13 protein-coding genes and 1 tRNA gene are annotated in these 13,014 nt (G+C 54.8%); 7 read left to right on the top strand and 7 right to left on the bottom strand.

The features are described from left to right. Positions 1-149 precede the first annotated feature (149 nt). The 7 genes from mnmA to VKV29_RS06780 all read left to right on the top strand — a co-directional run bounded on the left by mnmA (position 150) and on the right by VKV29_RS06780 (position 6,784). Positions 150-1,274: a tRNA 2-thiouridine(34) synthase MnmA gene (gene mnmA, locus VKV29_RS06810; RefSeq protein WP_324200553.1), complete on the top strand. Its 1,125-nt coding sequence runs from the start codon at positions 150-152 to the stop codon at positions 1,272-1,274. Further along, positions 1,271-1,684: a cytidine deaminase gene (locus VKV29_RS06805; RefSeq protein WP_324200552.1), complete on the top strand. Its 414-nt coding sequence runs from the start codon at positions 1,271-1,273 to the stop codon at positions 1,682-1,684. Before mnmA ends, VKV29_RS06805 begins: the two co-directional genes overlap by 4 nt. Positions 1,685-1,715: 31 nt before the next feature. Beyond that, the gene (locus tag VKV29_RS06800; RefSeq protein ID WP_324200551.1) at positions 1,716-2,168 is read left to right on the top strand and encodes a hypothetical protein; all 453 of its coding nucleotides are present in this window, start codon (positions 1,716-1,718) and stop codon (positions 2,166-2,168) included. A gap of 83 nt (positions 2,169-2,251) precedes the next feature. Continuing rightward, the gene (locus VKV29_RS06795) at positions 2,252-2,533 is read left to right on the top strand and encodes a YtxH domain-containing protein (protein ID WP_324200550.1); all 282 of its coding nucleotides are present in this window, start codon (positions 2,252-2,254) and stop codon (positions 2,531-2,533) included. A gap of 108 nt (positions 2,534-2,641) precedes the next feature. Further along, positions 2,642-3,916, top strand: a complete 1,275-nt coding sequence (locus VKV29_RS06790) for an AI-2E family transporter (RefSeq protein ID WP_324200549.1) — start codon at positions 2,642-2,644, stop codon at positions 3,914-3,916. Then, a complete protein-coding gene (gene tdh / locus VKV29_RS06785; RefSeq protein ID WP_324200548.1) occupies positions 3,913-4,947 on the top strand; it encodes an L-threonine 3-dehydrogenase in 1,035 nt (344 codons plus the stop codon). Before VKV29_RS06790 ends, tdh begins: the two co-directional genes overlap by 4 nt. Positions 4,948-5,101: 154 nt before the next feature. Then, on the top strand, positions 5,102-6,784 hold the full coding sequence (locus VKV29_RS06780; RefSeq protein ID WP_324200547.1) for a ribonuclease J: 1,683 nt from the start codon (positions 5,102-5,104) through the stop codon (positions 6,782-6,784). A 145-nt stretch (positions 6,785-6,929) separates the two neighbouring features. Here the strand turns inward: VKV29_RS06780 and VKV29_RS06775 are convergent, their stop codons facing one another. From VKV29_RS06775 to VKV29_RS06745, 7 genes are all read right to left on the bottom strand, one after another. Then, complete coding sequence (locus VKV29_RS06775; RefSeq protein WP_324200546.1) at positions 6,930-7,784, bottom strand: fumarylacetoacetate hydrolase family protein; 855 nt, start codon at positions 7,782-7,784, stop codon at positions 6,930-6,932. 36 nt (positions 7,785-7,820) lie between these two features. After that, complete coding sequence (locus VKV29_RS06770) at positions 7,821-8,096, bottom strand: hypothetical protein (RefSeq protein WP_324200545.1); 276 nt, start codon at positions 8,094-8,096, stop codon at positions 7,821-7,823. A gap of 160 nt (positions 8,097-8,256) precedes the next feature. After that, positions 8,257-9,060, bottom strand: coding sequence for a type II secretion system protein (locus VKV29_RS06765; RefSeq protein WP_324200544.1), 804 nt, complete (start codon positions 9,058-9,060; stop codon positions 8,257-8,259). 534 nt (positions 9,061-9,594) lie between these two features. Beyond that, positions 9,595-11,091: a gluconokinase gene (locus VKV29_RS06760; RefSeq protein WP_324200543.1), complete on the bottom strand. Its 1,497-nt coding sequence runs from the start codon at positions 11,089-11,091 to the stop codon at positions 9,595-9,597. Further along, complete coding sequence (locus tag VKV29_RS06755) at positions 11,069-11,533, bottom strand: DinB family protein (RefSeq protein ID WP_324200542.1); 465 nt, start codon at positions 11,531-11,533, stop codon at positions 11,069-11,071. Before VKV29_RS06755 ends, VKV29_RS06760 begins: the two co-directional genes overlap by 23 nt. Before the next feature lie 257 nt (positions 11,534-11,790). After that, positions 11,791-12,522, bottom strand: coding sequence for a CADD family putative folate metabolism protein (locus VKV29_RS06750; protein ID WP_324200541.1), 732 nt, complete (start codon positions 12,520-12,522; stop codon positions 11,791-11,793). A gap of 378 nt (positions 12,523-12,900) precedes the next feature. Next, positions 12,901-12,973: transfer RNA gene (locus tag VKV29_RS06745), tRNA-Ala, on the bottom strand. Positions 12,974-13,014 lie beyond the last annotated feature (41 nt).

The following is a 13,014-nucleotide window of genomic DNA, read 5'->3' as shown; positions in this document are numbered from 1 at the left end:
GGCACATTACCGAACTAGCTATAGGACAGCTCATTAACGTATAAATTTGTCAACGGGTGACAATCCATCCAATAGGGCAGCTCAACAAAAAACTTTTTCGATGCGTTTTCAGGAACAACAGAGCGACAAATGCAGTAAACTTAACTGCTATGGGTAAGGGAGTTGTGGTTGCCGCTATGAGCGGCGGTGTGGATAGCGCGGTAACAGCAGCCCTCTTAAAGCAAGAGGGTTATGAGGTTATCGGCATCACGTTACAGATATGGCAAGAGCATAGTGAACAGGGCAAGTACGGCGGCTGTTGTTCGCTCGGTGCAGTAGAAGACGCACGCCGCGCCGCGGCCAAGATCGGCATCCCTCACTATGTGCTCAATTTTCGCGACTATTTCGCCAACAAGGTGATCGATCGCTTCATCGAGGAGTACCGTTGTGGCCGAACCCCAAACCCCTGTGTTGAGTGCAACCGCACGGTAAAATTCGAGGAGCTGTTACGCCAGGCCGAAAATCTAGGCGCCGACTTTTTGGCCACAGGCCACTATGCCCGTGTTCGGTTTAATGAGCAGACCGGGCGTTACGAGCTATTAAGAGCGCGTGATAGCCACAAAGACCAGTCCTATGCACTGTACACGTTGCGCCAGGAGGCTTTGGCGAAAACGCTTTTCCCTCTCGGCCACATCGAAAGCAAGCAAGAGACCCGGCGCATTGCCCGAGAGCTTGGGCTGCCGCTTGCCAATAAGCCCGATTCGCAAGAGATATGCTTCGTGCCGAAGGAGGGGTATATTGCCTTTCTTAAAGAGAAGGCTCCCACAGCGCTACGTCCGGGGCCTATTGTGGATACCGCAGGGCGTAAGATAGGAGAGCATCCGGGAGTGGCTTTTTACACCATAGGCCAGCGCAAAAGATTGCCTGCCGGCCAGAAGGAGCCGCTATTTGTGGTGGCCCTCGATGCAGAGACCAACACGGTGGTTGTTGGGCCTGAATCGGAGCTGTATGCCACCGGATTCCTCGCTTCGGAATGCAACTGGATCGCCCTTTCCGGCCCGCCACAGGAAGCCCCTCTTGCCGTACAGGTGAAAATTCGCTATAATGGACAAGCAGCTTCCGCCCTCATCAGGGAAGGCGATGCGCGAGGAACCATTGTCGGTTGTTTTACGCAACCGCAACGCGCTGTAACGCCAGGACAATCTGCCGTCTTCTATGGTGGAGAGGGAGAGGAGGCCGGACAAGTGGTGTTAGGAGGGGGCATCCTCGCAGGTGCTCTCAAGCAGAGTTCATGAAACAAGCAGAGCCGTTTTCCAACGACGAACTGCCCTTGGTGGAGGCGGCCCGACGCGCTGCGCAAAATGCCTACTGTCCCTATTCGCACTTCCCCGTAGGCGCAGCGGTAGAGACGGACATGGGCATCTTTGTGGGATGTAACATCGAGAACGCCAGCTATGGGCTTTCGTGCTGTGCCGAGCGAGTCGCCCTCTTCTCGGCCATCGCGCAGGGGGCGCGGCGTTTTCTACGCCTGGCGGTCTCCTGCCCACAAACGGTGCCGGGGGCGCCCTTCGAATCGCGCGTGCCATGCGGAGCTTGCCTACAAGTGATCGCTCAATTCCTCCCCATGGAGGCTCCGCTGCTTATTGATGGGGTAGGTCGCAAATTCCTGAAGGATTTGCTTCCCTACCCATTCTCACTCAAATAAAGAACAATCACCTTAGCCGTAGAGAGAACAAATGACACAAGCGATACAGATAGTTGCCTTTTTGTTGCTTCTTGCTTTGCTCTTCGTGGCCTATCGGCTTTGGGACCTCCTAGGTACCCTCAAGAAGACGATACAAGGCCTAGAGGAGACTCGACAACAGGTAACGGTGGTGGTAGAAAGGGCGAACGGCATCGTAGATCAGGTAGATGCGATGCTCCATCAACGCATTGAGCCTACCCTGCAAACGGCTCAAGAGGCGGTCGCAAACGTGGAATCGGCCACCCGTACGGTGGTGGAGAGTGCCACGGCTTTACGGGCTGTAGTGGCCAAAGCGGAGGCTGCGGCCGGCGTTGGGCAACTCCTTGCCGCAGGAAGCGCTCTGGCCGGTGCCCTTATTCAGCGCAGACGCCAGGCTGCCGAAAAAACGAAGCCTGAAGAGGAAAAAAGCCGTAAATCAAAACGACGTTGGCTTCTTGGAAAGTAGAGAACCCAAAAAGCCACAAGGTGTGGAACCGTTTGGGCGGTTCATCCATCTCTAGTAAAATAAAAGAACCAGGAGGAAAGCAAATGGCAAATGGCAGTGACGATAGAAACGTGCTGGTAAGCGTGCTGGCCGGCATCGGGATGGGCGTGCTTGTTGGAGCGGCCGTGGGGCTGCTGCTGGCTCCTAAATCGGGAGAGGAGACACGTGATGACCTTTCACGCGCCGTGAAAGACCTCAACGATAAAATCACCGACTTAGGACGTACCCTCAGCCAAAAGGTGGCCGCGGCCAGCGACAAACTGCGTACGCAGATGGCTCAAAAAATTGATGAGGGCGTGAAAGAGGAAGAAGAGGCCGCCGGCTAGAGCATGAACGAGCCTGTGCCAGAACCTTCCACGAACGAGTCCCCTGTTCCGCCAAAACATACCCTCCCTGCTCCTGCGGAAACAGGGGACCTCGGGGAGGGGTCTTTTTTGCCTTCCTACGCTACCTACCCCTTTGGCTGGTCGCGGAAAAGCCTACGAAGATTCTTCGGTCTCTCAGCCCTTACAGGGCTTGTTCTCCTCTTTTTGTATGAGGTGCGCGCGATTTTGCCGCCTTTTCTCATCGCCTTCTTTTTGGCGGCTCTCCTGGAACCCTCCATTCGCCATCAAGAACAGCATGGACATCTCTTTCGCTCACGAACCCAGATCATCTTAGCCTACTATCTGTTCGCCGCAGCGATTTTGATTGTCCTTGCCATAAAAGTGTTTCCTTTGGCAAGCGACCAGTTTACCTCTATTAGCCATAACCTAAGCCAATACTACGCCAGCATTCAAAGCAGTGTTAACAAGTTTCTTGTGCATCATGAGAAGCTCTTACGCTATTTCGGGGTTAAACAAACCAACCTGCAAAGCCTCCTGAATGACCGTTCAGGGCCGGCCCAAAAAGCCATTACCGCTTTTTTAACAGGGGTTCGTGACATCATTCAGGCGCTACTCGACAAGATCACGTGGCTCATCATCATACCCGTTGCCACCTTTTTCATCATGCGCGACTACCCCAAGCTACGGGCCAAGTTCATCTGGTTTTTCCCAGAACCCGTTCAAGAGCAGGTGGATCGCATTTCGCGCGAGGTGGTAGACGTGTTCAGCGCCTACCTACGCGGGCTGGTCAAAATCTGTATTCTGCTCAGCATCTGCGCCACCATTCTCTTTGCGGCACTCGATGTGCAGTATGCCTTGTTTCTCGGTTTACTGGCCGGGCTTTTCTATGCGGTTCCCTACATCGGAAACATCATTACGGCGCTCAGCGCCGCCATTGTGGCCTTTCTAAGCCCTCACAACGTCCTCGGCATTCTACATGTACACGCCAATTCGTTTCCGTTTGCCCTCATTGTGGGAGGGAGTTTCGGTCTTCTTGCCGGAGTTATTTTCGACCAACTTGTCTACCCACGGGTGGTGGGAGGCTCGGTAGGGCTGCATCCGTTGCTAAGCTTGTTTGCCCTAACTGCAGGGGCAACGCTTTTTGGAATATGGGGCATGTTATTGGCAACACCGGTGGCCGCCTCCATCCAGATCGTTTTTAGCTACTTGTTTCCGCGCCTTACACAAGCCCCTCCCTATCATCTGTATGAAGATATCTCCATCAAGTCCGCCGCTACAACGCACTCGTTGCTACCTTCTGGGCTGATAAGGATGTTCAAAGCTGCAGTAACACAGATGACCGGCAAGTGGAAAAGTTTTCGTGAACGGAGACAGGGTGAATGAAGGCCATAGTAAAGGCAACTCCCGGTCCCGGAGCGAGCCTCATCGAGGTGCCCGAGCCGCAGCTGACAGCCCCTAATCAGGTGAAAATTCGCGTACTGGCCACCTCTATCTGTGGAACCGACTATCATATCTATACATGGGATGCCTGGTCGGCACACCGGGTGATACCACCGCGCATTATGGGGCACGAGTTTGCCGGGGAGGTGATCGAAGTCGGGAGCGAAGTAACCGAGCTGAAGGTTGGGGACTATGTGAGCGGTGAAAGCCACCTTGTTTGCGGCAAATGCCTTCAATGTCGCCTCAATCAACGCCACGTGTGCGCCAACACACGCATTCTCGGGGTGGATGTGGACGGCTGTTTTGCTCCCTACGTGGTTGTTCCAGAAAGCAATCTGTGGAAAAACGAACCCTCGGTGCCGCCTTACCTCGCTTGCGTGCAAGACCCACTTGGGAACGCCGTTCATGCCACCCTGGTAGAGGAGGTCGTCGGGCGTACCGTGGCCGTTTTAGGCTGCGGCCCCATCGGCATCTTTGCGGTGGCGGTGGCACGAGCGGCGGGTGCCGCGGCCATCTACGCAACCGATACACATGACTATCGTCTTGAACTGGCCAAAACGTTAGGCGCCGACGCCACTATTAACGTGGCTCGGGCAAGCGTAGAAGATTTCATAAACCGACAGACGAATGGGCAGGGTGTGGATGTGGCCCTAGAGATGTCGGGCGCTCCCTCCGCCATTCAACAAGCCTTTCGCATCTGTCGCCGTGGCGGGCGTGTTTCGCTGATGGGCATTCCCACCAAACCCGTAGAACTCGATCTGGCCGAAGAGATGATCTTCAAAGGCCTCAGCGTCTACGGTATTGTGGGGCGCCGCCTCTACGAGACGTGGAACACCATGCAGACGCTGCTGGCGTCGGGGCACCTCGATATCGCACCTGCCATTACCCATCAGCTCTCCATTACGGAGTTCGATAAGGGCATGGCCTTGATGCGCGAGGGGCTTTGCGGCAAGGTTGTGTTCCTTATGGAATAATAGTTTCTCGATAGGAGGCTACGTATGCATTCTGCGCCTATGTTTGCCTCGAAATGTTCGTATTTAACTATAATGCAAAATTGGTTTGAATACCCAATAAACGCACAGCAGATTTCAAATAGAGAAACAAGGAAGAAACTATAGTAAAGAGACTATGCCGTCAAAATTAAAGATCATCTCTCTTGGTGGCAGCGGTGAGGTCGGGAAAAACATGCTCGTTTTTCACTACACCGCAGACGGAGCAGGCCCAGAAGACGCCATCGTGGTCGTGGATTCTGGTGTGATGTTCCCCACCGAAGAGCACCCCGGAGTCGATCTCATTATCCCCGACATCACCTACCTCCTAGAACATCGCGACTTGGTGAAGGCTATCTGCCTCACTCACGGCCATGAAGACCACATCGGTGCGCTTCCCTTCGTGCTTCGGCAGCTGCCCGTGCCCATCTACGGAACCCCTCTCACCCTTGGGATGGTGCATGAAAAGCTCACCGAACACGGCCTTGCCGCAGCGACAGAGTTCCACAACTATCCCGATCGAGAGCCGGTAAACTTCGGGCCTATTTCTGTGGAGGCCATCCACGTTACCCACACCCTGCCGGACACGGTTAGCCTCGTGCTGCGCACACCGGTCGGCACAGTGGTTCATACCGGCGATTTCAAAATTGACCAGACCCCGGTGGATAATCGCATTTGCGATCTCGCGCGATTCTCTGAGATCGGCGAGCAGGGCGTCACTTTGCTGATCTCCGACAGTGTAAACGCAGAGCGCAAAGGTTGGTGCCCTTCGGAGCGTACGCTGCGCCCCACATTCGAGCAGTTTATGCGTGAGGCCGAAGGCCGCTTCATCCTGGCCACCTTCGGCTCAAACCTCCATCGGGTACAGATGGTCTGCGATGTGGCCGCAAGCCTTGGGCGGAAGGTGGCCATTTATGGCCGCAGCATGAAGCAAAATGTGGCGACGGCGCGATCACTGGGCTACCTCAAAATAGAAGACTCGCTGCTGGTTCGTGTAGAGGACCTCTCCAACTACGCTCCCAATGAGATCGTCATCCTCACTACCGGAAGCCAGGGCGAGCCTTTAGCCGGCCTGACCCGCATGAGCCGCGATGAACATTCCCCGCTTCGCATCCAACCCTCCGACACCGTCATTCTCTCCTCCACCCCGATTCCCGGCAACGAGGATAGTGTATGGCGTGTGGTCAATCGTATTTGCCGTATCGGCGCCCGCATGATCTACGATCACATCCACAACGTGCATGTCTCGGGTCATGCCTATCAAGAAGAGCTGAAGATGATGATCACTCTCACGCGCCCCGAGTTCGTCGTGCCCTATCACGGCGAGCCGAGGCACTACGCCGCCTATGTTCGCTTAGCGCGTGAAATGGGTTACCCGGAGGCGCAGATTCTTACCTTTGAAACAGGCCAGGCGCTTGAAATGGATGCGGAAGGAGTGCGACGCTGCGAGGAGCCTATTCCGCACGGCAGCGTGCTGGTAGATGGCATCTCCACAGGGGGCGTGAGCGATGTGGTGCTGCGCGACCGGAAGCATCTCTCCCAAGGCGGCACGGTCATCGTGACCCTTGGTCTAGAACGCGACACCGGCGAGATCGTCTCGGGTCCCGACCTTCTCTCACGCGGCTTTCTGCACCCAGAAGATAGCAGTGAGCTGTTCGAGGAGGCCGCCGAGCGCGTACGTCAAGCCCTTGAAGAGCTTGACGAGCACGAGTTCTTCGATCTCGATACCCTGCGTGTCACCATCCACGACACGGTTGCTCGCTTCTTACGCAAGCGAACCAATCGGCATCCTGTGGTCATCCCTGTGGTCATGGAGGTATAAGCGGCCAGAAAAGGCCGTTTCTTTTCCTAGAGCGCAGCCAAACTATCAGCTGCGCTCTGTCTCCTACTCCTTCAACCTCCATAAAGGCCGTTTTTATGCCTTCGCAAACCTCTTGGTCACGCCACGCTCAGTTGCTCGGTCAAGCCTAAGCTTGGGATGGATTATGCACAAAATTCCTAAGCGTGCCCAGGCCTTGAATGGTAACCGCCACAACATCGCCGGCCTTTAAAAAAATCGGCGGGTTTCGGAAAACGCCCACGCCTCCGGGCGTGCCCGTCGAGAGGATGTCGCCCGGCTGCAGGGTCATGGTGCGTGAGAAGTAGGAGATGAGGTAGGGAATACGAAAGATGAGGTTGGATGTGTTGGAGCGCTGCATGACGTGCCCGTTTAAGGTAAGTGAAATATCGAGCGTGTGCGGGTCTGGTATCTCATCGGCGGTAACCAGATAGGGCCCGATAGGAAAGAACCCATCCGGCGTTTTGCCTCGTACCCACTGCTTGTCGCCGAACTGAATATCGCGTGCCGTTACATCGTTGGCGCAGAGATAGCCAGACACGTACTCCATTGCAGCCGCCTCAGAGATATGACGTCCCTGTTTGCCGATCACCACGGCCAGCTCCGCTTCATAGTCTATCTGGTCTGAGATGCCAGGGAGCAGGGAAATGGTGCCTTCTGGGTCGTTGATGGCCGTGGCATATTTGCTGAAGAGAATGGGTCGTTCGGGAATAGGCTGGTTCTGCTCTTCGCAATGGTCTCGATAGTTTTGCCCTACACAGAGGATTTTTGGAGGGTCGGCGATGGGGGCAAGCAACTGCACTTCAGAGAGCGGCACAGAGGTGCGCTCCAGAGATTCCCGAGCGCGTTGCAACGCCGCCGTTCCTTCTGCAAGGAAGGCGGTCATGCTCCCCCGATAGGCCTCTGAGAGCGGCACCACGGTGGCCTCGTCTTGCAAAACACCCAGTCGAACCGCATTTTGATAGCGAAAACGCACGAGCTTCATCGTTTATCTCCCATAGGAAAGGTACAAAGTGCCCGGCTAACGCCAGGGATGGATAAGGAAAAGAACGATCAGTGCGATCACCAGAAGAACGACTATGAGAAGAAGGGCTGGTACAGCCGACGAGCGCTGCTTCTGAGCTTTCCGAAGCGCTACGCGCTCCTCCAGGGTAAGCTTTACCGGCGCCTCTTTTTGAGGTGGGGAAGCGCCCTCATCCGGTGGGGCACCCAAGGGTTTACCGCACTGCCAACAGGGGTCTTGAGGGGTCGCATCTTGATTAACCGCCCCGCAATGGGGGCAGCGAATACGTTCCATTCACACTCCTTTTTGAGGTCGGCTTTGTCTCTTTCATTCTACCTGCATTCCCTCGCTCTTGATGAGCTTTATAGCAGCAGAAAAACAGAGCGGCGGGAAGTGAATGTATTCACCCCCGCCGGTAGACCTTCGGGCAGATAAGGCCCGCAAGGAACGGATTTTAGTGCTGGCACTGATAAAACCAGTAGTCCGGATGAATCGTGTTATACATGGCCGAGTCGATAGCATATTTAGCATGGCCATCTATGAAGGCATAGTTACGCCCATTGAAGTGCGGAGGTACCCAGTCTGGGTAGCACTCTGGGCAGGTGAAAGTCGGATTGAACTTTCTCACTACGGGGCAAGCCCCATTAACGATGTTGGCGAGGTTGGGGCCGTTAAAGCCCTGTATTTCCACCACGCGGTCGTCCTTTCCAGAATCCCACAGGACGATGAGCTGAGCCGGTTCGGGAATTTGTGCCTCCCCGATGGGCGAGCCTAGGTAGACGGTGCCATCACCCACGTTGCTGTTATACATATAGGAGGCACTATCGGTGTTGGTGGCCTCATTCCATGTAGAACCATGCGCTCCAGGCGAGGTAGAAGGGCATGTCATAATCTGAGCGTTCTTAATGTAGGGCTGCAGATCATAGGCCCAGTTCAGCCCATGTTCCGGATGTTGTTGTGGGTCGGTATACCATCCAAGCACGCCAGCGGGAGGAGCACCGATGAAAGTGCCATACTGGCAGGGCCAAAAGCCGGTACATCCATCGTTGTTATAGTTCTGCCACTCGTTCATAAAGTGCTCATCGTAGTCTTGAATGTACATTTGGCTGGCCATACCGAGCTGTTTAAGGTTAGAGAGACAGCTAGTTTGGCGCGCCTTTTCTCGCGCCTGAGCGAACACAGGGAAGAGAATTGCTGCTAGAATCGCTATAATGGCGATAACGACAAGCAGCTCAATCAGTGTAAAGGCCTTTCGCATTGTGTCGTCAATTCCTCCTAGATGCATCATTGAACAAAGTAAGGTTCCAGTGCCTGTAGCCAGCAAAGGGCAGTCTACAGATTCACTATATCTATTATACCATAACTTACGCCACAGATGCCTTAAAGTTTCTCAATATAACTTGAGAATATGCCATTTTTCTGGAATACGAAGAATCATCTAAAGCTCTCGATTATGAGAGTGAAATGGAGCTGCTGTTGCCAGAAATTGACCAAAGGTTCGGTCAATTCTTTGAAAATTTATCTCTTTTTTGTTGACCATTCGTTTGGTTATATGAAAATCAAATTTTTATGTGAACTTATCTCTGTAGATAGAATTCGATCATTACTTTCTCATCTCACGGACTCGATGTGAGGTAACCACGCTTGGTCTGAGTGTACTGTTGATAACCGTTATTGGGCAAGCACTTAGGAGGCCAAGTACCATTCTTTCCTTCAACAGGGGAGATAGAAGCGTTCTTATAGGGAATACAATCCATCAGTGCGGCTGAGACTGCAAGGAGGAAAAGACAAGTTAGAGACTTTGGGCAAGTACCTCTTTAAAACGCTGCCTCAACTGCATAAATACCTGATGATGGGCAGTGTGAGGCCGGTAGGTCTTCTGAGGGTCTGCTGTAATACGTCCTAAATCCGCTATGAACCCCATGGTTTCCAAAGCTAAGAGAGCGGCTCCACGGCTGCTCGCCTCTGCCTCCTTCGACAAAACAATGGGATGCCCTATAGCATCTGCCATCATCTGCGCCCATAAAGGCGAGTGTCCAAGTGCCCCACCGGAAGCTACGATGCGGCTTGCCTTCGGGAAGAGCGGTTTCAGGCGCTCGACGGCCTCGGCAAACTGCATGGCCACAGCCTCCATCCCAGCCGCAAGGATATCTAAGGGAGCGGTATCAAGCTGTAGCCCCATCAAAGAGGCCCTCGCGGATAGGCTCCAACCAAAACTTCGCTCTCCTGCTAGAAAGGGAAGAAACAGCAGCCCATGGGCGCCTGGCTCTCTGCCAGCAAGCAGGTTCTCGGCATTTTCGGGAAGGCGTAGAGTGCGCTGCATCCAGTCGTATACAATTCCGCCATCGCTGAACGCCGCCCCGATAAGCGGCCTATACCCATCTACCCGATATCGCCACAGCCCCGCGGGCGGGTCGGGGTCTAGGGCTTCCCGACGAATATCCCATAAAACCCGAATGGCACCCGAAGTGCCCAGATTAATCGCCATGTGCGTGCTATCCACACATCCACTCCCCACATTGCTGCAGGCACCATCTCCATAGGGCAAGCAGAAAGGCTTGTTGGCCAACGCCGGCCACCGTGAAGCATAGGCGGATTGTAGCCCCTCCAGCCTTTCGCCATCGGCGGCAATCGGGGCTAAATGCTTTGCCGAAAGCCCCACTTGGTTCAACAGCTCCTCATCCCAAACACAGCGTTTTTGGTTGAAAAGCCCCGTGGCCGAAGCCATGGAGATGGAGATCGGCACGTCTGTTCGGCCAAACCAACGCCGGTAAAGAAACTCTCCCGGCGAGAGCCATTGAGCGACTTTAGAAAACGTATCGGGAAAGCTCTCTCGAAGCCAGGCCAGCCGAGCCGGATAGTAGGAGGGATGAAGCGGACAACCGGTACGCCGATGGATGGCCTCTGCATCCAGCCGTTCACGTAAACGCTGGGCAGCGGCGGCCGCTCGCATATCGGCCCAGTTATAAAGCGGCGTTACAGGGCGTCCTTTGGCGTCCACGCCCAAACAGGAGTGCCAAAAGGTAGAGACCCCCACCACAGCCACCCGTTTGGCCTTCTCCCCTGCATTGGCCAGAGCGGTATCGAGGCAACGCTCCACATGCGTGGCAAGCTCCTCCATATCCATCTCCACACCGCCCTCCGGGGTCGTGTTCATGCGATAGGCCACCTGCGCATGGGCGTTCTCTACTGCACGCCCTTGAAGGTCCCAAAGCATTACACGGGTGGAGGAGGTGCCAACATCTATGGAGAGGGCCAGAGGGTCGCTATCGCCAGTTGGGGGGCACATGAAACTCAGTATCTCCGTACAGCGTTTGAATGAAGTTGACCTGGCCGGCATGGTAGGCCATGTTTCGATAGCCCATAAGGATGAAACGATGCCCCGGTATGCGCGCGTTGCGACGCTCGTACTCCCGTTCGAGGTCGGCATCCGATAGGTTTTCGATCGCTTTTGCCAGGGCATCGGCGCTTTCCAACAGCGCTTGCAGGGCCGGCTCCGCCTCCTGAAACACAGGGGTCTCCACATCGCGCGGCTCGCCTCGCAGATAGGATGCGAACGAGTAGTTCACGGCCACGCATTCGGCGATGAGGTCAAGCACCGAGCGTGTGGCAACCGTGTCCGACACCTGAATGCGCCAATTGAGCTTATCGGGTGCAGTGGTTCTTACAAAGTGCGCCAACGATTCCGCTATGGCACGTGTATGCTGCGCCACATAATCCTGAATGCGCATGGTCTTTCCACTCCTTCAACAGTTTCGGCAGAACCACTCTATTTTACCGAATTAGCCTGCCCTGGCCCCCGGGGCATCCCGTTAAGCTAGGCCGCGAAGAGTGGATGGCGAGAGGGGCGGAGCAACGTGAGATGGTTTTTGGATGTCTTCACCGCGTCATAATTTCAGGGTGGAGAACGCTCTGTGCATCAGCCCGACGAAAAAGGACCGAGCAAACTTAGGCATCGGGGGCGGGCTGATGCACCGGAAAAACGACTTTAGAGCAGGGCGACCTCATTTCCTGCTGCACAGGGGATATGATGCCGCTGGCACACACCCGAAAGCAGGTTCCACAGGGCTTCGAGCGCCTGCTGAGCCGCTGCTAGTGCCTCCTCAGCTACCCCCGCATCGCAAACCGTCTGTGCGAGAAGCTGCTTCTCCTGCTCTCGATGGGCTTTATCGGCCTCGACATGCACGGCAAAATAGCGCCAGGTTTCTGCATCGCGAACGCCGTAGTGCTGCTTGAGGCCCTCTATCTTAGTTTCAGAGACCTCCGGTATCTGGCTCTCATAGGCGTAGAGTGCTGCTAGTCCACGCGTGAAATGGCCTTGGCTACAGAGCGCTCGAAAGGTTGCCACACAGTTGGCCGTTTCCGGTTGAACTGCAGCGTTGAGTACCTGGCTTCTCGTTAGGCCAAGTCCCTGAGCGAATCGAAGCCACAGTTCGGGGTGGTTCGGGGAGCCTCCCTCCTCTTCGATGAGGTTCTGCAAGATGGGCTTGCGCAGCTCTGGGTCGGCGATGCGAGCATGCAGGGCAGAGAGATAGGTGGGGAAGGCCGCGACATGATTATAGTACTGGCAGGCATAATCTTGAAGTGCCTCCAGAGACAGTGTTCCTTGGTTCCATGCCTGATAGAAGGGATGGGTAAGTACATGTTTCGTTGCGATGGCCGCATCGAGGCGGCACAGAAACGACTCCGTTAGGTACGGCAGCGGGGCACGGGATGTCATATCTGAATGTCTCCTTTTGAAGCAGTTAGGGGTTGGTCGTTTGTGCGAAACTCCCAGGTCGCCTCTATTATACCCGCACGTCCGGTGCGGCAGTTTCTACAACAACAGTTGTTCAAATCATGCCCAAATAGGATAGATTTGATTCCTGCTTCTCAGAGGCCGGTTTCACGCACACGGAAAGCTGTAGGGGTAGGCCTTGTGCCTACCCTTTCCCAATAAGGCCTACACCTAAAAGGTGGACGCACGATGATCGTGCCGGTCGGCAGCTACTCAAGAAACTGCTGAAGCCGTGCAAGAACAGGCACATTGATTGGATTCATCATACATCAAGCTAAATGCACGCACATAAGGGGAAATGAGAAAAGAAGGAGGGGGAAATGGAGCTGGGGGGATTCGAACCCCCGACCTCTTCGATGCGAACGAAGCGCTCTCCCAGCTGAGCCACAGCCCCTTTTTCACTATGTAGTATACGCCGCAAAAGCAGCTCTTGTC

This window comes from Chthonomonas sp. (genome assembly GCF_035294165.1).
Taxonomy (GTDB): Bacteria; Armatimonadota; Chthonomonadetes; order Chthonomonadales; family Chthonomonadaceae; genus Chthonomonas.
The sequence above is the reverse complement of the archived record's forward strand: the minus strand, read 5'-3'. Positions and strand labels throughout refer to the sequence as shown.